Origin of the sequence: Mycobacterium sp. VKM Ac-1816D, assembly GCF_000416385.1 — a bacterium.
In the GTDB taxonomy this organism is placed as follows: Bacteria; Actinomycetota; Actinomycetes; order Mycobacteriales; family Mycobacteriaceae; genus Mycobacterium; species Mycobacterium neoaurum_A.
The window spans coordinates 70,748-89,787 of sequence record NZ_AOHQ01000134.1 but is presented as its reverse complement, the minus strand read 5'-3'; the positions used below and the strand labels follow the sequence as shown (position 1 = coordinate 89,787).

The window sequence follows — 19,040 nt, the reverse complement described above, 5'->3', positions numbered from 1 at the left end:
TCCATCACNGTGGCTGGCAGGTCTACCTCGGTAGGGACCGCCACCCCTGGTTCATCCCGCCCCACGCACCCGGCGGGCCCGAACCGGAGCATCTGCGCTCCCACACCCGGCGCACCATGACCGACCTACCCACCGCCGCATAACCTCAAGGCCCCAAAGCTGCAGCGCACCTTGACAACTAAACAGAGAAGCCGGGCCGACGTGTCAGGAGGCCTGCGCCGCCTCATCGGCGGTGATGTTCAGCACCGCCTCGTGGATGAGGGCGAGTACAGCATCGAGCACCGCGCCCGCGTGCTTGCCGCGTGCGTAACTGCGCAGCACCACGCGGCGGGTCCCCAGGCCCGGCACGTCGACCGTCTCGACACCGTCCTGCGGCATGCCTCGCAGCGCAAGCATCGGGATCAGCGTCATGCCCTCGCCAGCGGCCACCAGTGCCAAAGCGGTCTGGGTGCCGAAGTAGCGGTGCACGATCGGCTGATTCAGTCCGATGGAGCGGCTCAGCCGCGCAGCCGCCCTGGCCGTCGCCGACGACGGTTCGACGCCGACCCATGGCAGCGGCAGGCGGCCCAGTTCGGTGACATCGGTGGCCAGGGTGCCTGCCGGCACCGCCAGTTTCCATGGTTCGTCGAGCAGGGGTACCTCGACGATGCCGGCCGGCGGCCGTCTCGGTGTATCCGCGGAATCCAGTTCGACTATGGCAGCGTCCAATTCGCCATCCTTGAGCGCGCGCATCAGCGGCTCCTGGTCTGCCTCGACGATCTCGAACCGGATGCCCGGCATTTGATGGCGCCACTCCGGCAGCATCGGCGCGATCACGACCGACAGGAAGCTCTGGAACCCGCCGAGGCGCATGGTGCCGTGGATCTCGGCTTCGCCACGCTCCAGCTGCAACTGTGCCTCGGCCAGTGCGCGTTCGATCTGCTGCGCGGCCTCGGCCAGGATCTGGCCCTCGTGGGTGAGCGCCGAACCGTTGGTGGTGCGGGTGATCAGGACGCGGTCTGTCTCACGTTCCAATCGGGTGATCTGCTGCGAGACCGCCGACGGCGTCATCTGCAGGTCATCAGCTGCGGCGAGAACGCCGCCTTCGCGGGCCACCGCCAGTAGATAGCGCAGTCGGCGCGGATCGATCTCCATTCACAAAAACTACATTGATAGTACACATCTATTCAATTGTGTTTAACGCACACAAAGTTGATACTTCTGCTGGTTTGGATGGCACGAAGGCGGTTTTCGATGATTGCGGCAACCCTTGGTTGGGTCGGGGCGGCGGGTACGTTGTTCGCGTACCTGGCGGTCAGTCGTGGTTGGCTCGGCGGGAAGTCGCGCCGCTACGCCGCGCTCAACATCACGGGTGGACTGATGGCGGGCGCCGCCGCGGGGATGTATGGCGCCTGGCCGAGTGCCGCGTCGAACCTCGTCTGGGCGTTGATCGGGGTGGCGTCCTTGTCGACCCATCTGCGGGAGGCACGCCGACATCGGCTGGTGCTGGTCTCGACCATGCCGGCACCGCGCTACTCGCTTCGGCGGGTCATCGCCGCACCGTCGACTCCGGCCGCGCAAGTCGCCGAGGCGCAACCCTGCGCCTGAGCGCACAGTCCGCGCCGACGCTTCGGCAGACGAGGGAGAGTTTCACCCCACCAAGGTGCTGGCGGCCTCCACCATGTGCCCGGTGACGGTAGCTGCTGCTCCGTCACCGTCGCCGGATTCGATGGCGTCGACGATGTCGTAATGACGCTTGGCGTTCATGTTGCGTATGGCGCGGTCGACGCCGGAGAACATGATCGACATCCGGATGCTGCCCTCCAACGAGGTCCACTGGTGCACCAGCGTCTCGTTGCCGGTGAGCTGGCACATGGTCCGGTGGAACCGGAGGTCGGCCTCGATTCTGTCCTCCAGATTGGCCTCGGCCCAGCGGTCCATATCGTCAACAGCGGCGCGCAACGTGGCGACGATGTCGACCCGCTCGGCGCGCGACGCGAGCTCGCGCGCGGCCAGCGATTCGAGCGCTGCCCGCACGTTGAAGATGTCGCGGATCTCCTTGGCGTCGAGATGGCGCACCGACAACCGGCCGCGGGCTCCCGCCGAGATGAGCCCCTCCTGCTGGAGCTGGCGCATGGCCTCGCGCAGCGTGCCGCGGCTGATCTGGAGCGCATCGGACAGATCCGTCTCGACCAGGTGGGTACCCGGCGTCAGCTGGCCCGTGGTGATCGCCCGGCGCAGCGCGGTCAGCGCCTGCTCACGCAGACTCGTCTTCTCCAACCGCAGCAGCGATGTGGAATCCACGGACATGCCGCGCTCCTTGATTGTCAACATTCAGTTGTCAACACCCTACAGACGTTCCAGCACGGTGGCGACCAGACGCGCAGTGGCCAGGCCGTACCTGTCGTGCAGGGTCGGCAGGGCGCCGGCCGCCAGGAACTCGTCGGGCAAGGCCACCGGGGTGATCTGTTTGGCCACCCCACGTTGCACCGCAGCGGCCGCGACCGTCTCGAACAATCCACCGACCACGGTGTGGTTCTCACAGGTCAGCACCAGGCGATCCGTATCCACCTGGGCGAGAACCGTTTCGGCGTCGAACGGTTTGATGGTCGGGGTGTGCACGACGGCCACGTCGACATTGTGTGCAGCCAACTGCTCGGCAGCCTGGAGTGCCCGCATGGTCATCAGCCCCGACGAGATCAACACGACATCGGCACCCCCGCGCAGCACCTTGGCCTTGCCGAGCTCGAAGCGGTAGTCGTACTCGTCGAGCACGGTCGGGACGTTGCCGCGCAGCAGGCGTAGATAGGTGGGCCCCAGGTGGTCGGCGAGCTGGGGCACGGCCTGCTCGATGTCCACCGAATCACACGGGTCCACGATCGTCAGGTTGGGCATACCGCGAAAGATCGCGATGTCCTCGGTCGCCTGGTGGGATGGGCCGTAGCCGGTGGTCAGCCCGGGCAGTCCGCCGACGACGTTGACATTGAGGTTCGGTTCGGCGATGTCCAAGCAGATGAAGTCATACGCCCGTCGGGCTGCGAATACCGAGTAGGTGGAGGCGAACGGGACCAGGCCGGTCTCGGCCATACCCGCCGCCGCACCGAACAGCAACTGCTCAGCCATGCCCATCTGAAAGAATCGGTCCGGGAACTCTTTTGCGAAGATGTGCATGTCGGTGTACTTGCCAAGGTCGGCGGTGAGCCCGACGATGCGGTCGTTCTCCCGGGCCGCCTGGACCAGCGCGTGTCCGAACGGCGCGGGGCTGGTCTTCTGGCCCGGATCGGCGAACGACGCGATCATTGCCGAGGTCTTGAGCTTGGCCGGCGCGCTCATGCTGAAACTCCTTGGTAGCCCTCGGTCAACTGCTCGCGGCAGATCTGCCATTCGTCGGCCTCGATGCGCATGAAATGCGCCTTCTCCCGGTTCTCCAGCAGCGGTACCCCACGGCCGATCCTGGTGTCGCACAGGATGACCGACGGCTTGTCGGTGCTCACCGAATCGAAGGCTCCCAGCAGCGCATCGACGTCGTTGCCGTCCACTCGTGCGACATGCCAACCGCAGGCTGCCCATTTGTCGGCCACCGGTTCGGTGCGCAGCACCCCGGCGGTCGGGCCGTCGGCCTGTAGCGCGTTGATGTCGACCATGGCGATCAGATTGCCCAGACCGTGATGGGAAGCGCCCATCGCGGCCTCCCATGTCGACCCCTCGTCGAGCTCGCCGTCGGACAGAAAGTTGATCACCCGTGCGGGGTTGCCCTGGTGGCGCAGGCCCAGCGCCATCCCGACCGCGACGGTCAGTCCGTGCCCCAGTGAACCACCGGAAATCTCCATTCCCGGTGTGTAGCTGGCCATTCCGGACATCGGCAGCCGGGATTCGTCGGAACCATACGTGTCCAGCTCCTCGACGCTGATGATCCCGGCCTCGGCGAGTGCGGCGTACAGACCGATCGCGTAGTGGCCGGTCGAGAGCAGGAATCGGTCCCGGTCGGCCCAGTGCGGATCGTCGGCACGGAACGTCAGTTGGTCGATGTAGACCGCGGCGAGCATGTCGGCGGCGCCCAGTGCTTGTCCGACATAGCCCTGGCCCTGTGCCTCACCCATGTTCAGCGCATGGTGGCGCATCCGGTACGCAGCCTGGCGTACCCGCTCGGTGCGCATCAGCGGACCAGTTCGTGGTGGTTGGCGACGGCGTCGTCAGCGGCCTTGCGCTCGGCGGGCCCCCAGGTTTCGCGGGTGAGCAGTGCCGCCCACAGACCGATCGCGGCGTAGCAGGAGAACAGCAGCGCCGGGCCCATCCAGCCGAAGCCCTCGAAGAGCAGGGTGGTGATGAACGGGGTGAAGCCGGACACCATCGCCGAGATCTGGTAAGCCAGCGAGGCTCCCGAGGTGCGGGTCGCCGCGGTGAACAACTCGGGGAACCACGCGCCCTGGGCGCCGGCCAGGGCGTTCTGGCACACGGTGTAGGCGAGCACGAAGGTCACCACGATCAGCAACATCAGCCCGGTGTTCACCATGGCGAACATCAGTACTCCGAACGGAATGCCGAAGGCGCACACGGCCAGATAGACCGGCCGGCGTCCGACCTTGTCGGTGAGTGCGGCCCAGCCAAAGGTGGCGAAGATGCCCAGGAATGAGGCGACGCACAGTGCGGTAAGTGTCTGACTGGCGGTGGCCAGGCCGGAATTCTTCAGGTAGCTGATCATGTAGGTGATGGCGACGGCATAGCCGGCCGTCTCGGCGACGCGAAGGCCGATGCCGCGCACGATGTTTCGCCAGTCCTTCTTGACCACCTCGACAATGGGTGACTTGACGATCTTGCCGGAATCCTTGACGTCGGTGAACACCGGTGACTCGGGGACCTTGGCGCGGATGATCAGGCCGACGATCACCAGGATCAAGCTGGCCAGGAACGGCACCCGCCAGGCCCAGTCTCCGGGCAGGTGGACGCTGACCAGGAAGGTCAGGTTGGCCAGCAGCAGGCCGACCGGGAAGCCGGCCTGGACGATGCCGGTGTAGCGGCCCTTCTGCTTCCAGGGGGAGTGCTCATAGCTCATCAGGATGGCCCCGCCCCATTCGGCGCCGAAGGCAAGACCCTGGATGATGCGCACGGTCACCAGCAGGACCGGCGCCAGCACGCCGACCGCGGCGTAGGTCGGCAGCAGACCGATGGCGAAGGTGGCCAGACCCATGATGATCAGGGAGGCGACCAGCACCGGCTTGCGGCCGACCTTGTCACCGAGGTGTCCGCCGATGATGCCGCCGATCGGGCGCGCGGCGAAGCCGACACCGAGGGTGGCGAAGGCGGCCAGTGTGCCGGCGACCGGGCTGGAGTTCGGGAAGAACGCGGTGCCGAAGTACAGCGCCGCGGCGGTACCGAATCCGATGAAGTCATAGGTCTCGATGACGGCGCCGACTCCGGAACCGACGGCGACCCGCTTGGCCTCCGGCGTCCCGTTGACCGGGCCCCGCATCTTCAGAGCTTCGTCGCTCATGGTGGACATCCTTTCAAATCGGCTCGACCTGGCGTTACGACCAACTGAGCAGGTCATTGTCGACGGTTGACAGTGCCGCGGCAGGTTCAGTGTGACCACGCCCACAGCGCGATGTCAACAGTCAACAGGAAACTTGTGTTGCCCGTTGACTGTTAACAGTCAACTCGGATAGTGTGCCGGGCATCACAACGTACGGAGGTGTCATGACCGGTCGATTCAGCAGCAGGCTGGGCTGCTCGACAATCAGCTTCAGGCATCAAGACCTGGCTGGCGCCTTGACGACCATTGCCGGCCTTGGCTTCACCGAGATCGATCTCGGTGCCTTGCCCGGTGTGTGCGACCACGTTCCCTATGTGCTCGACGAGGCTGCGGTCGATGACGTGGCGCGCACGGTGGCGGCATCGGGGCTGAGGGTCCGTTCGATCAACGGGGATATCGGCGACCTGAACGCCGCACGCCGGGGCGATTGGAGTGACGGGGGAGAATCCGGACCGGATGGCAACGACGGCCGCGATCGGCACACCGAGATGCTCGTCGAACTCGCGGCCGCGACCGGTGCCGAAGCGCTCGTGCTGCCCTGTGGGGCGCTCGACCACCAGCCGATCGAGTCACTGTCGGTCGACCTGGACCGGGTGGCCGCCGAACTGCATAGCGCGGCGTCCGCCGCCGAACGGCGCGGGGTGGCTGTGTGGACGGAGTCCCTGCATTACCACCGGCTGTGCTTCAACCTCGAACGCGCCCAAGCACTGACCGACCGGCTCGACGGGCGCGTCGGCATCGTGCTCGATTTCAGCCATGTCGTCGCGTCCGGCGGCGACCCGGTCGAATTCGTCGACCGTTTCGGACCGCGCATCGCCCACGTCCATATTCGCGATGCAGTACCCGGCAACATCAATCTCTCGCCAGGCAATGGCGCGGTCGACTTCGGCCGCGGCCTCAAGGCGCTCGCTGATGCCGGTTACACCGGCCACTTCTCGCTGGAACTCGAAACCCGCGATGTCACCCACGATGAGCGGCCCGCGGCAACTACCGCCGCCGGGCTGTTGATCACCGATCTGATCTGAGGAGTCATGATGTCCGCCGACAAAACAGCCGTGGTTACCGGCGCCACCTCCCCGAAGGGCATCGGCGTTGCCGTTGCCGAGCGCTACGCCCGGGAAGGCTGGGCCGTGGTGATCCTCGACCTCGATGGTGAGAAGAGCGCCAAGATCGCCGCCGAGGTCGGGAACCAGTACGCGGTACCGGCTTTTGGTCACGCGGTGGATGTGACCTCTCCCGATTCGGTGGACGAGGCCTACGCCGCCGTCGCCGCCGAGGTCACCGCGGGCAATCTGCCCCCGGTCGGCGCGCTGGCCAACATCGCCGGCATCACGTCGCCCGTGCCGTTTCTGGAGACCGACCTCGACCTGTGGAACAAGGTCATGGCCGTCAACGCCACCGGCACCTACCTGGTCACCAAGGCGTTCCTGCCCGCCATGATCGAGCAGGGCTGGGGTCGCATCGTCAACATGTCCTCGGTCAGCGCGCAGCGCGGCGGCGGCGTCTTCGGCAAAGTCCCCTACTCGTCGGCCAAGGCCGCCATCCTCGGCTTCACCAAGTCGCTGGCCCGCGAGATCGCCGACACCGGCGTCACCGTCAACGCCGTCACCCCCGGTGCGGTCGACACCAACATCCGCGTCGGTTCCACCGATGAGCAGGAGGCCAAGCTGGCCGCCGACATCCCGGTCGGGCGTACCGCCACCACCGAGGAGGTCGCCGCCGTGATCACCTTCCTGTCCAGCAAGGACGCCAGCTACCTGACCGGGACCACCGTTGATATCAACGGCGGCAGCCACATTCACTAGATGAGGTCAGCGTCATGACTCGACTGTTCAACGACCCGGCCACCTTCACCGAGGACATGCTCGCCGGATTTCTCGATGCGAATGCCCACTACGTCAGCGGTGTGCCCGGCGGCGTCGTACGGGCCACCGAGACCCCGCCCGGCAAGGTGGCGGTTGTCGTGGGCGGTGGGTCAGGGCACTATCCCGCGTTCTGCGGCGTGGTCGGCCACGGCTTCGCCGACGGTGCGGTGGTGGGCAACATCTTCACCTCACCGTCGGCGCAGGAGGCCGCCTCGGTCGCCCGGGCTGCGCACGGCGACGCCGGGGTGCTGTTCCTGACCGGCAACTACGCCGGCGACGTGATGAACTTCGGGCTGGCGGTTTCCCAGTTGCAGTCCGAAGGCATCGACGCGCGCTTTCTCGTCGTGACCGATGACATCGCCAGTGCCGCAGCCGAGGACATCACCAAACGCCGCGGGATCGCCGGTGACTTCACCGTGTTCCGCTGCGCCGGCGCGGCCGCCGAAGAAGGCGCAGACCTCGACGCCGTCCAACGGATTGCCGCCATGGCCAATGCCGCTACCCGCACGCTGGGTGTCGCGTTCGACGGGTGCACGCTGCCCGGCGCGGCTCAGCCCTTGTTCACCGTGGCGGCCGGGCAGATGGATCTCGGTCTCGGGATCCATGGTGAGCCAGGGGTCTCCAGCCACGCGATGCCGACCGCGACCGAACTGGCCGAGCTGTTGGTTGCCGGTGTACTCGCCGAGAAGCCCGCCGGCGCATCGGATCGTGTCGCGGTCATCCTGAACGGACTGGGCCGTACCAAATACGAAGAGCTGTTCGTGGTCTGGAAGACCGTAGCGGCCCGACTCGCCGAATCCGGCCATACGGTGGTGTCCCCAGAGGTCGGTGAACTGGTCACGAGCCTGGACATGGCCGGTTGCTCGCTCACGGTGATGTGGCTCGACGATGAACTCGAGCGGCTGTGGACCGCGCCGTGCGACACCCCGGCCTATCGCAAGGGCAGCGTCACCGCGGCCGCGGCCGCGCGACGCACCACCGTGGCCGCCGCGACGCCGGCAACCGTGATCACCGCGGGCGACGAGCACTCCTGCCGTGTTGGGGCCGCTGTGGCACAGGGTATTTCCCGAATCGCGGCGCAGATGCGCAACGCCGAGGCCGAACTCGGCCGGATCGACGCCGTGGCCGGTGACGGCGACCACGGTCGCGGCATGGTCAAGGGCTCCAACGCGGCGGCCGCTGCCGCGGCGGCGACCGTGCAGGAGGCCGGCGGGACCGCGGCTGTCCTCGCCGCCGCCGGTGAGGCCTGGGCGGCGAAGGCCGGCGGGACCTCGGGCGTGCTGTGGGGCGCCGCACTGTCCGCGGGAGGCGACCGCCTCGGTAATGCAGGCGCACCCGCAGATCGCGACGTGGCCGCCGCCCTGCGCGCCGGACACGACGCGCTGACCACGCTCGGCGGGGCGCGGCCCGGCGACAAGACGATGTTGGACGCGCTGGCCCCCTTCGTGGACAGTGTCGAGACCGCGGTGGCCCGTGGAACCGATTGGCGCACCGCCTGGCTGGATTCGGTGGAGGTCGCCCAGAAGGCCGCCGCCGCCACCGCCGAGCTGCGTCCCAAGGTCGGACGGGCCCGTCCCCTCGCCGAGCGCAGCGTCGGCACCCCGGACGCCGGTGCGATATCCCTGGCCATGTGCATCCAGACCGTGGCCGATCTGATCGAAGGTGCGGTCATGCCGCCGCGAAGCGAAGTGGAGCAATCATGAAACTGCGAATTGTGGTGGGCTGCGATGACGCCGGCCTGCAGTACAAGGACGTCCTGCGCGCCGACCTCGAGGCCGACCCGAGGGTGGCCTCGGTGGTCGATGTCGGCGTCGGCGCAGACGAGCACACCGCCTACCCGCACGTCGCGGTGACCGCCGCCCGAATGGTCGCCGACGGCACCGCCGACCGCGCCCTGCTGGTCTGCGGGACCGGCCTCGGCGTCGCGATCGCCGCGAACAAGGTCCCTGGGGTGCGGGCTGTGACCGCGCATGACAGCTTTTCGGTGGAACGCGCCATCCTGAGCAACAACGCCCAGGTGTTGTGCTTCGGGCAGCGGGTGGTCGGCATCGAGCTGGCCCGCCGGTTGGCCGCCGAATGGCTGGGCTACGAGTTCGACCCGTCGTCGGCCTCGGCCGAGAAGGTCGCGGCGATCTGCGGCTACGAGCCGCAGCACGCGTGAACTAGTCTCGTCGGCGTGTCTGATGACCTCTGGGCTGCCGCGACCCGTCACCCGTTCCTCGACGCGGTGCGTGATGGAACTGTCGCCGCATCATCCTTCGACCGGTGGCTGTCTCAGGACGCGCTGTTCGTCGCCGACCTGCTGACCTTCCAGGCACGCCTGCTGGCCCGTGCTCCGCGCTCGGCACAGGGAGTGCTGGCCGGTGGGTGCGCGGCGTTGGTCGCCGAATTGGACTGGTTCGACGGCCACGCCGCCGACCGCGGGTTGGCCCCGGAACCCGAACCGTTACCGACCACGCTGGCCTACCGGGAGTTGTTGCGGCGGCTGGACAGCGAGCCGTTCGAGGCCGCCGCCACCGGCCTGTGGGTCATCGAGCGCGTCTACCTGCTGGGGTGGACTTCCGCGAAATCCGCCGACTCGCCGTACTCCGAGTTCATCGACCACTGGACGGTTCCGGAATTCGCCGACTACGTCGACGGTCTGGCAGTGCTGGCGCAGCCGCAGCGCCACGCCGACCTGGTCGACGAGGTGCTCCGGCTGGAGGTCGACTTCTGGAACATGGCCTGGGCGGACCCGTCATGAGTCTGTCCGCACAACTCTGGGCGGCCAATGCCGATATCGTCGCCGAGGTCCTGGACAATCCGTTCGTACGGGGAATCGGTGACGGGTCGCTGGACAAGGCCTGCTTCGCCGGTTATGTCGCCCAGGACGCGTACTTTCTCGAATCTTTTGCGCGCGCCTACGCATTGGCCTTGGTTCGCAGTCCCGACACGGAATCGCTGCTGACCTTTGCCGATCTCCTCGCCGGTGTTCGCGAGGAACTACGCCTACACGCCTCCTATGCCGCCCGGTGGGATATCGATATGGCGGCCGTGCAACCGGCAGCGGCCACACTGGCATACACAGAATTCCTGCTGGCGACCGCGGCCACCGGCGAAATCGGCGTCATCTGCGCGGCCATGACCCCCTGTATGCGGCTTTATGCCCACGTCGGCACGGCGCTGGATGCCGACAGCGCCGGGCCCTACGCCGAGTGGGTGAAGACATACGCCGATCCCGAGTTCGATTCGGTGGCAGCGCTTTTGGAGCGGCTCCTTGATCAGCATGGCGCGGATGTCCCGGCGGTCCGGGAGGCCTATCGCCGTGCGATGCGACTGGAACTCCAATTCTTCAGCGCCGCGTACAACGCCTGAAGCCGCTACCGGTGGCTACGCCTGCGAACCGTGGGCGATCGCGTCGACCACCGCTGCGCAGAACGCGGGCAGATCATCGGGCGACCGGCTGGTGATCAGGTTGCCGTCGATGACGACCTCCTCGTCGAGGACGGTCGCACCCGCATTGCGCAGGTCGGTGCGCAGACTGGGGTACGAGGTGAGGGTGCGGCCCTTGGCCACACCGGCCTCGACCAGGGTCCACGGACCGTGGCAGATGACCCCGACCGGTTTGCCCGATTCGACGAACGCCCGGACGAATGCGACCGCGTCGTCGTCGGCACGAAGCTTGTCGGCGTTGACCGTGCCGCCGGGTATCACGAGTCCATCGAATTCCTCGGCGCGAACGTCTTTGACCAGGCGGTCGACCTGATGACTACCGGACGGTTCCAGATCGTGATCACGAGCGGAGATGTCGCCGTCCTGCAGCGACAGCAGGGTCACGGTGGCGCCGGCCTTGTTCAGCGCGTCTCGAGGTTCGGTCAGCTCGACGCGCTCGACACCGTCGGTGGCGAGGATGGCAACGCTCTTCTCGGCGAGTACGGTATGTGGATCTGTCATCCGTCCCGGATTCCACGACCGCGACGCAGCCAAACACGCCGAGTTTTCAGAACTGCACGCCGCGGGTCAGCGCACCGTCGACCAGCAGATTGGTCCCTGTGATGAAGCCGGCGGCCGGACTGGACAGGAACACCACCGCGTTGGCCACCTCAGCAGGTGTGGCCATCCGCCCCGTCGGGTTCAGCGCAAGTGCGGTCGCGAACAGTTCCGGATCGTTCTGCTCGATCGACGACCAGACCCCGCCGGGGAAATAGGTGTTGCCGGGACTGACGGTGTTGGCCCGCACTCCTTTGCCTGCCAGCTGGTAGGCCAGGCCCTGTGTGTAGTGGATGATCGCGGCTTTCATGGTCCCGTAAGGCCCTGCCGCAAAATCGATCTCGCGTCCGGAGACGCTCGAGATGGTCACGATCGAGCCGGCGCCGCTTGCTTGCAGATGCGGCAGTGCGGCATCGACCAGACCGACCGTGCCCATCAGGTCGACCTCGAAGCTGGTGCGCCAGTTCTCCGCCGACTCCGGGATGGCCAGGGCGCTGACATTGGCGACCACACCGTCCAGGCCGCCGAGGGCCTCCGCGCTCGCGTCCACCCAGGCCGCCAGGGCCGCGGTCGCGCCCACATCGACAGCGGTTCCGATGGCGCCGCTGCCGAGTTCCCGCTGGGTCGCGGCGACAGCCTCGGAGGTGCGGGCGCAGAAGGCCACCGTTGCCCCTTCGGCGAGGAGGCCCTCGACCACCGCCCGGCCGATACCGCGGGTACCGCCGGTGACCGCGAAACGCTTGCCCTTGAGTCCGAGATCCATCGGTCATGCTCCTCAGTAGGTGATGCTGCCCAGAGTCTTTGCCGCAGAACGAAGCTCGGCATGCACACCGCCGTATGCCGCGGCGGTCGGCAACAGCTTCTTCTCGATCTTCGTCACCGAACTGTAGTTCGTGTCGACGACGTTCGCGATCGGTGCCAGCGATATCTGGGTCAGCAGCTGGTATGCATCGAAGCGGTCCAGCCCGTAGAGTTCGCCCAGCCAGGTGATCATCTCCACCTGTCCGGCCCGCCAGGCCTCCTCCAAGGGGCGGCCCGAGCCGATACACATCAGGTGGCTGTCGGTCTCCAGTCGCGGCCACGCGGGTCCGCCACCCTTGATCAGCTCGACGATGGCTGTGACGTTCATGGCGCCCTCCACGGCGGTGCCGCAGGACTCGCCCTCGCCCTGACGGTAGTGACCGTCACCGAGGGAGAACAGCGCGCCGGGCACGTTGACCCGCAGGTAACAGGTTGCGCCCGCGGTCATCTCCGGTGTGTCCATGTTGCCGCCGAACACGTCGGGTACCAACGAGGTGCGCACCTCTCGGCGGGCAGGGGCCACCCCCACCGTCCCGAGCATCGGATTGGCCGGCAGCGCGACCTCGAAGTTGCTGCCGTGGGCCGAGAAGCCGACGGTTCCGGTTGCCGGGTCATATTCATAGATCCAGGTGCGTTCGGTCAGGGGTTCCTGAAGTGTCGGGTTGACCGGGACACTGGTCAATCCTCCGAAGAACGGGATCAGGGTGGATGCGCCCCAGCCGCGGGCCGGAGTCAGGTCCACCAGATGCACGGCCAGCGTGTCGCCCGGTTCGGCACCCTCGATCCAGAACGGTCCGGTCTGCGGGTTGAGGTCCTCGGTGTCCAGTGCGCTGCTGGCGATGTCGTCGGCGCTGGTGATCCGGCCACCGTAGGCATCCTCGGTCCACAGCCGTAGTGCCGTCCCCGGCTTGATCCGCATGACCGGTTCGGCGCCACCGAAGGTGAAGGCGAACTGCTCGGGTGTCGGGACGAAAGTGATGTGGTCCATCCGGCCATCTTTGTCGCACTGCACCTGTGTGCGCCACCGATGACCGAAAGATGCTGCGGTGCAGCGCTAGTGAGCTGACCGACTTTTGGTCTGCTGCCTGCTTCCTATGCTGGCCCGCACTGCCGGGCCGTGAAGGTCGAGCCAGCTGCGTTCGGCGGCCTCGATGGCGGGACGCAGTTCGTCGTGCAATGCGGAGCCGCGGGCGCTGAGATACACCCGCACCTTGCGGCGGTCGAACTCGTCGACCTCGCGGTACACCAGCGAGCGGGATACCAGCTTGTCGACCACCCGGGTCTGGGTCGGTCCGGCGATCAGCGTGGCGGCCTGCAGCTCGGCCATCGTCAAGCCGTCACCGGTTGACAGGGCGTCGACGACGAGCCAGTGATCCAGTCCGAGATCGGCGCCCTGTAGTTCGGCTTCCAGGTCGCTGCCCAGGCGCCGTGCCGCGCGGAGTACGACGAGCGCTGTCGAATTACTCGCACCCGGTCCCGCCGACGCGCTCGACATGACGAATATCCCCTCAAACCCTTGCCGATCGCGTGTGAAGAGCGCGATACTTTCAGTTGGAAACGATAGCAGTCTAACGCGCATAAGCACAGGTGAGGACGAGAAGATGACGGGTCCGCCCTCGACAGGTGGCGACCCCGAGCGTTGGCGGATCGCCATGGTCCTGCCGCTGCAGGGCCCGGGCGGGGTGTTCGGGCCCGCCTGTGAGGCGGTCAGCCACCTCGTCGCCCAGGACCTCAATGCCGCGGGCGGTGTCCTTGGCCGTGAGGTGCAGATCGAGGTGGTCGACGGGGGAGCGGCCCCCGTCGTGGTCGCCGACCGGATCGATGCGCTCATCGGGTCCGGCCGCATCGACGCGGTCAGCGGGTGGCACATCTCTTCGGTGCGCAACGCGCTGGCGCCGGTGGTCGCCGGACGGGTGCCGTATGCGTACCCGGCGTTGTACGAGGGCGGTGAGCGGCGGCGCGACATCTACTGCTGTGGGGAGACTCCGGACGCGCAGATCGCTCCGGCGTTGCGATGGTTGCGCGACAACGTCGGTGCTCGCCGGTGGTTCATCGTCGGCGACGATTACGTCTGGCCGCGCTCGTCGATGGATTCGGTACGCCGTTACGCACGCGAGCTCGATCTGGATATCGTCGGCGGTCGGTTTGTCGATCTCGGCAGCGCCGATATGACCGAGGTGGTCCGCGCGGCGATGGCATCCGGTTGTGATGCCGTTCTGATGCTGCTGGTCGGACACGACGCCATCGAATTCAACCGCACGTGTGCCGAACTCGACGCCGATGCGTCGTTCTTACGATTCAGTCCACTGATGGACGAGAGCATGCTGTTGGCCAGTGGTGAGGACGGCACGCGGCGACTCTTCTCGGCAGCGTCCTACTTTCGCTCGATGGTCGGTGCGGGCCCGATGGAACTGCTGGGCCGCTATCTCGAATTGCATGGTGCCACTGCGCCTCCGCTGAGCGGAATCGCCGAATCGTGTTACGAGGGACCGCAGTTGTTGGCCCGCCTGATCCATCGGGCCGGCAGGCTCACCGATATCGCCACCGCCGATAGCCTCTCTTATGAGAGCCCAAGGGGCACTGTGCAATTTCGCCACGATGAAACGCTGCAGCCGGTCCATCTCGCCGCGGCCGACGGGTTCGACTTCGAGGTGCTCACCACGCTGTCGCGCCGCTGAGCTGATCGCGGCCCGCCGAGCACCCTTGACACTGTGGCCGGGCTCACATACTTTCATTTGGAGATAATTCAGATGAAACCAATGGCGAGGTGTCGAGTGAACAACGTGGGATTGCTCTATGTCGGCGCGGTGCTTTTCGTCAACGGCCTGATGCTGCTCGGGCGGGTGCCGGCCCGCTCTGCGGCGGTGCTGAACCTGTTCGTGGGAGCGCTGCAGTGTGTCGTCCCGACCGTCATGCTCATCCAGAATGCCGGTGACCCAACTGCTGTGCTGGCCGCGTCCGGTTTGTACCTGTTCGGCTTCACCTATCTCTACGTCGGCGTGGTCAACCTGGCCGGGCTCGAACCCGAGGGGCTGGGCTGGTTCTCGCTGTTCGTCTCCGGCGCGGCTGTCGTCTATTCGATCCTGTCGTTCACGGTGTCCGGTGACCCCGTATTCGGCGTGATCTGGCTGTCCTGGGCGGTGTTGTGGTTTCTGTTCTTCCTGGTGCTGGGCCTACGTCGCGAGGAACTGACCCGCTTCACCGGCTGGGCGGTGACCCTGCTCAGCCTTCCCACCTGTGCCGTGCCGGCCTTCCTGGCGCTCACCGGCACCTACCAAACCTCGGGAGCGCTTGCCCTCGGGTGGGCGATCGGGCTCGCAGCACTGCTCCTGATCGCCAAACTGCTCAGCCCCGGACCGCGTCAGATGCCCGTGGCCGCGGGTGCGGCATATCGCTGACACGTGCCTCGTATCGAGCCGAGCGCTCGTCAATCCAGTTGTTCGCAAACCATTTTCATCAACCAGAAGGAGAAACAGCATGCGTCACGGTGACATCTCGTCCAGTCCGGATACCGTCGGTGTCGCGGTCGTCAACTACAAGATGCCCAGACTGCACACCAAGGAGCAGGTTCTGGACAACGCGCGCAAGATCGCCGACATGATCGTCGGGATGAAGTCCGGACTTCCCGGTATGGATCTCGTTGTCTTTCCCGAGTATTCGACTCAGGGCATCATGTATGACCCCGATGAGATGTACGCCACCGCCGCCACGGTTCCCGGCGACGAGACCGACATCTTCGCCGCCGCCTGCCGGAAGGCAAAGACCTGGGGTGTCTTCTCCATCACCGGTGAGCGGCACGAGGATCACCCGAACAAGCCTCCGTACAACACCTTGGTCCTGATCGACGACACCGGCGAGATCGTGCAAAAGTACCGAAAGATCCTTCCGTGGTGCCCGATCGAGGGCTGGTACCCGGGTGACACCACCTATGTGACCCAGGGGCCGAAGGGCATGAAGATCTCGCTGATCATCTGTGATGACGGCAACTACCCTGAGATCTGGCGCGATTGCGCCATGAAGGGTGCCGAGCTCATCGTGCGTTGCCAGGGCTACATGTACCCGGCCAAGGACCAGCAGGTGATGATGGCCAAGGCGATGGCGTGGGCGAACAACTGCTATGTGGCGGTCGCCAACGCCGCCGGATTCGACGGCGTCTACTCGTATTTCGGTCACTCGGCGGTGATCGGATTCGATGGCCGCACCCTGGGCGAGACGGGCGAGGAGGAGTACGGAATCCAGTTCGCCCAGCTGTCCCTCTCGGCCATCCGCGATGCACGACAGAACGATCAGTCGCAGAACCATCTGTTCAAACTGCTGCACCGCGGCTATTCGGGTGTGCATGCGGCCGGCGACGGTGACAAAGGTGTGGCCGATTGTCCGTTCGAGTTCTACAAGCTGTGGGTCACCGACGCGCAGAAGGCGCAGGAAGTTGTCGAGTCGATCACCCGCGACACTGTCGGCGTCGCGGATTGCCGGGTCGGCTCGCTGCCCGTCGAACAGACCGCCGAAGCCTAGGAGCTTTCACGTGCCGTTCCTGACGGACATGTACCACGAGCAGAATGCCGCGCAGGAGAACCGCGCCGATGGCGTCGCATCGTCGCCGGACCCGTCGGCGGGCTTCGACCAGAGGCGTTTTCGTGAGCGGCTGGGTAGCAGAATTCTCGGTCAACCCGATGCGATCGACGCCGTCGCTCGTGCGGTGGCGATCGCCCACGCGGGCATCACCGATCCCGGTCGGCCGCTGGCCAGCGTGCTGCTGGTCGGCCCGACCGGGGTCGGGAAGACCGAGCTGATCCGACAGGTCGCGGCGGAATTGCGTTCAGGACCCGACGACCTGTGTCGCATCGATATGGCAGCGCTGGCCCAGGAGCATTACGCCGCATCGTTCTCCGGCGCCCCGCCCGGCTACGCCGGCAGCAAGGAATCGTTCACCTTGTTCGACCGAAGCAAGATCGAAGGTGACCCGTACACGCCGGGCATCGTGCTGCTCGACGAGATAGAAAAGGCCGATCCCACGGTGATCCGCGCCCTGCTGCACGTGCTCGACAGCGGCCATCTGCGGCTTGCCAACGGGCGGGAGACCATTTCCTTCCGTAACAGCTACATCTTCATCACGTCGAATCTCGGCTCCAGAGATGTCGCCGACGGCGTGCGACGACGCGCCCGACGATGGCTGGGCAGGAAGACCGTTGCACACGAGCAGTATTCGCGGAGCCTGGTCGTTTCCGCCGTCGAGGACTTCTTCGATCCGGAGTTCTTCAATCGCATCGACGAAACTGTCGTGCTCGAACCCTTCCGGCCGTCGACAGCGCGACAGGTGACGATGCGTGAGGTCGACCTGGTGCGCCGCCGGCTCGCGGCGGAATCGGTACGCCTGGATGTGGACGGCTCGGTGCTGGATGTGTTGTGCAGCAGTGGGTTCGACCCGGTGTACGGCGCGCGCGGGTTGCGCAGGACCATCCGCGAGCAAGTGGTCGCACCGGTGGCCGAGGCACTCCTCGTCGCACGCCCGGCGGGCCGGGAACCCGTGTCGCTGACGGCGTCGGTGTCCGACGGCCGTGTCGTGGTGGCGGTGTCGCGCCCGGCCTAACCTTTGCGCGGTATCAGCCGCCGGAACTGGGTGACGTGTTCGGGGGTCAACTCGTCGAGAGCGGTCACGCCGAGCAGTCGCATGGTCCGGGTGATCTGTTCGGACAGGATCTCGATCATCCGGTCGACACCGGCCTCGCCGCCCGCCATCAGCCCATACAGGTAGGCCCGGCCGACCAGTGTGAACCGGGCGCCGAGCGCGATCGCGGCGACGATGTCTGCACCCGACATGATCCCGGTGTCCAGGATGATCTCGGTGTCCGCGCCGACGGCGGCGGCCACCTCGGGCAGGAGGTGGAAGGGTATCGGTGCTCGATCGAGTTGGCGTCCACCATGATTGGACAGCACCATGCCGTCCGCTCCGAGTGCGGTCACCGCCCGTGCGTCGGCAACGGTCTGGATTCCCTTGACGACGAGCTTTCCCGGCCATTGGGACTTGATCCACGCCAGGTCCTCGAACGTGACGGTGGGGTCGAACATGGTGTCCAACAGTTCGGCAACCGTGCCCGACCACCGGTCCAACGTGGCGAAAGCCAGCGGTTCGGTCGTGAGGAAGTCGATCCACCATTGTGGTCGTGGGATCGCGTTCAGCACGGTCTTGGCTGTCAGCGCCGGGGGAATGGACATTCCGTTGCGCTTGTCACGCAACCGCGCTCCGGCGACCGGCACGTCGACTGTGACCAGCAGTGTGTCGTAACCGGCCGCGGCGGCCCGATCGACCAGCGCCATGGAACGGTCTCGGTCCTTCCACATGTACAGCTGAAACCAATTGCGCCCGTGCGGATTGGCCGCCTTGACATCTTCGATGGACGCGGTGCCCATGGTGGACAAGGAGAAGGGGATGCCCGCGCGGCTCGCGGCCCGGGCTCCGGCGTACTCACCCTCGGTCTGCATCATCCGGGTGAATCCGGTCGGCGCGATACCGAACGGCAGCTCGGAGCGACCGCCCAGGATGGTGCAGCTGGTGTCGACCTTGGACACATCGCGCAGGATCGCCGGGTGAAATTCGATGTCCTCAAAGGCCTGTCGGGCCCTGGCCAACGACAGCTCGGCCTCGGCGGAGCCGTCGGTGTAATCGAAGGCCGCCTTCGGGGTGCGTCGTTTGGCGATGGCGCGCAGATCCTCGATGGTCAGCGCACCGGTGAGGCGGCGCGTGCGCGCATTGAACTCCGGCTTCTTGAACTGCATCAACGGAGCCAGGTCGGCGATCCTCGGGACGCGGCGTTGCATGTATCGACCTTTCTACCCGGCGCGGCCGGCGCGCTCTGGCGTAGCCTGCGCCAACACAACCTACCGCAACGGTCGGG

Annotated in this window: 21 protein-coding genes; 11 read left to right on the top strand and 10 right to left on the bottom strand. The window is 66.3% G+C overall.

Annotation, left to right across the window (positions count from 1 at the left end; all coding sequences use genetic code 11):
- Nucleotides 1-204: 204 nt before the first annotated feature.
- Nucleotides 205-1,134, bottom strand: coding sequence for a LysR family transcriptional regulator (locus G154_RS13705; RefSeq protein ID WP_019513697.1), 930 nt, complete (start codon nt 1,132-1,134; stop codon nt 205-207).
- 99 nt (nt 1,135-1,233) lie between these two features.
- On the opposite strand from G154_RS13705, the gene G154_RS25560 reads away from it, so the two are divergent.
- On the top strand, nt 1,234-1,587 hold the full coding sequence (locus G154_RS25560) for a hypothetical protein (protein WP_019513696.1): 354 nt from the start codon (nt 1,234-1,236) through the stop codon (nt 1,585-1,587).
- Between the two features lie 42 nt (nt 1,588-1,629).
- Here the strand turns inward: G154_RS25560 and G154_RS13695 are convergent, their stop codons facing one another.
- Genes G154_RS13695 through G154_RS13680 form a run of 4 tightly spaced genes read right to left on the bottom strand, consistent with a single transcriptional unit; the run spans nt 1,630 to nt 5,470 of the window.
- Nucleotides 1,630-2,289 carry a GntR family transcriptional regulator gene (locus tag G154_RS13695; RefSeq protein WP_023985175.1) on the bottom strand — a complete coding sequence of 220 codons (660 nt, stop codon included), beginning with the start codon at nt 2,287-2,289 and terminating at the stop codon, nt 1,630-1,632.
- Nucleotides 2,290-2,328: 39 nt separating this feature from the next.
- Nucleotides 2,329-3,312, bottom strand: coding sequence for a transketolase family protein (locus G154_RS13690; protein ID WP_019513694.1), 984 nt, complete (start codon nt 3,310-3,312; stop codon nt 2,329-2,331).
- Nucleotides 3,309-4,136, bottom strand: a complete 828-nt coding sequence (locus G154_RS13685) for a transketolase (RefSeq protein WP_019513693.1) — start codon at nt 4,134-4,136, stop codon at nt 3,309-3,311. Before G154_RS13685 ends, G154_RS13690 begins: the two co-directional genes overlap by 4 nt.
- The gene (locus G154_RS13680) at nt 4,136-5,470 is read right to left on the bottom strand and encodes an MFS transporter (RefSeq protein WP_023985176.1); all 1,335 of its coding nucleotides are present in this window, start codon (nt 5,468-5,470) and stop codon (nt 4,136-4,138) included. Before G154_RS13680 ends, G154_RS13685 begins: the two co-directional genes overlap by 1 nt.
- Before the next feature lie 203 nt (nt 5,471-5,673).
- On the opposite strand from G154_RS13680, the gene G154_RS13675 reads away from it, so the two are divergent.
- The 6 genes from G154_RS13675 to G154_RS13650 are packed head-to-tail and all read left to right on the top strand — an operon-like array spanning nt 5,674 to nt 10,728.
- On the top strand, nt 5,674-6,534 hold the full coding sequence (locus tag G154_RS13675) for a sugar phosphate isomerase/epimerase (protein ID WP_031601283.1): 861 nt from the start codon (nt 5,674-5,676) through the stop codon (nt 6,532-6,534).
- A 6-nt stretch (nt 6,535-6,540) separates the two neighbouring features.
- Nucleotides 6,541-7,314: an SDR family NAD(P)-dependent oxidoreductase gene (locus tag G154_RS13670; RefSeq protein ID WP_019513690.1), complete on the top strand. Its 774-nt coding sequence runs from the start codon at nt 6,541-6,543 to the stop codon at nt 7,312-7,314.
- 14 nt (nt 7,315-7,328) lie between these two features.
- Entirely contained in the window at nt 7,329-9,077 is a 1,749-nt protein-coding gene (locus tag G154_RS13665; protein WP_019513689.1) for a dihydroxyacetone kinase family protein, read from the top strand.
- A complete protein-coding gene (locus G154_RS13660) occupies nt 9,074-9,535 on the top strand; it encodes a ribose-5-phosphate isomerase (RefSeq protein WP_019513688.1) in 462 nt (153 codons plus the stop codon). Before G154_RS13665 ends, G154_RS13660 begins: the two co-directional genes overlap by 4 nt.
- Nucleotides 9,536-9,550: 15 nt before the next feature.
- Nucleotides 9,551-10,117 (top strand): hypothetical protein, encoded by a 567-nt coding sequence (locus tag G154_RS13655; protein WP_019513687.1) that lies wholly within the window; start codon nt 9,551-9,553, stop codon nt 10,115-10,117.
- Nucleotides 10,114-10,728: a TenA family protein gene (locus G154_RS13650; RefSeq protein ID WP_019513686.1), complete on the top strand. Its 615-nt coding sequence runs from the start codon at nt 10,114-10,116 to the stop codon at nt 10,726-10,728. Before G154_RS13655 ends, G154_RS13650 begins: the two co-directional genes overlap by 4 nt.
- Before the next feature lie 15 nt (nt 10,729-10,743).
- On the opposite strand, the gene G154_RS13645 is transcribed toward G154_RS13650, so the two are convergent.
- The 4 genes from G154_RS13645 to G154_RS13630 all read right to left on the bottom strand — a co-directional run bounded on the left by G154_RS13645 (nt 10,744) and on the right by G154_RS13630 (nt 13,639).
- On the bottom strand, nt 10,744-11,307 hold the full coding sequence (locus G154_RS13645; protein ID WP_019513685.1) for a type 1 glutamine amidotransferase domain-containing protein: 564 nt from the start codon (nt 11,305-11,307) through the stop codon (nt 10,744-10,746).
- Nucleotides 11,308-11,353: 46 nt separating this feature from the next.
- Entirely contained in the window at nt 11,354-12,106 is a 753-nt protein-coding gene (locus G154_RS13640) for an SDR family NAD(P)-dependent oxidoreductase (protein ID WP_019513684.1), read from the bottom strand.
- 12 nt (nt 12,107-12,118) lie between these two features.
- Nucleotides 12,119-13,132, bottom strand: coding sequence for an acetamidase/formamidase family protein (locus G154_RS13635; RefSeq protein WP_023985178.1), 1,014 nt, complete (start codon nt 13,130-13,132; stop codon nt 12,119-12,121).
- Between the two features lie 66 nt (nt 13,133-13,198).
- Nucleotides 13,199-13,639, bottom strand: a complete 441-nt coding sequence (locus G154_RS13630; RefSeq protein ID WP_019513682.1) for a MarR family winged helix-turn-helix transcriptional regulator — start codon at nt 13,637-13,639, stop codon at nt 13,199-13,201.
- Between the two features lie 106 nt (nt 13,640-13,745).
- Here G154_RS13630 and G154_RS13625 point away from each other — a divergent pair, with 106 nt between their 5' ends.
- From G154_RS13625 to G154_RS13610, 4 genes are all read left to right on the top strand, one after another.
- Entirely contained in the window at nt 13,746-14,822 is a 1,077-nt protein-coding gene (locus G154_RS13625) for a substrate-binding domain-containing protein (protein ID WP_023985179.1), read from the top strand.
- Nucleotides 14,823-14,918: 96 nt separating this feature from the next.
- Nucleotides 14,919-15,542 carry an AmiS/UreI family transporter gene (locus G154_RS13620; RefSeq protein WP_019513680.1) on the top strand — a complete coding sequence of 208 codons (624 nt, stop codon included), beginning with the start codon at nt 14,919-14,921 and terminating at the stop codon, nt 15,540-15,542.
- A 79-nt stretch (nt 15,543-15,621) separates the two neighbouring features.
- A complete protein-coding gene (locus tag G154_RS13615; RefSeq protein WP_019513679.1) occupies nt 15,622-16,659 on the top strand; it encodes an aliphatic amidase in 1,038 nt (345 codons plus the stop codon).
- A 10-nt stretch (nt 16,660-16,669) separates the two neighbouring features.
- On the top strand, nt 16,670-17,734 hold the full coding sequence (locus tag G154_RS13610; protein ID WP_019513678.1) for an AAA family ATPase: 1,065 nt from the start codon (nt 16,670-16,672) through the stop codon (nt 17,732-17,734).
- Here the strand turns inward: G154_RS13610 and G154_RS13605 are convergent.
- Nucleotides 17,731-18,963, bottom strand: a complete 1,233-nt coding sequence (locus G154_RS13605; RefSeq protein ID WP_019513677.1) for an alpha-hydroxy acid oxidase — start codon at nt 18,961-18,963, stop codon at nt 17,731-17,733. The genes G154_RS13610 and G154_RS13605 overlap by 4 nt on opposite strands.
- Nucleotides 18,964-19,040 lie beyond the last annotated feature (77 nt).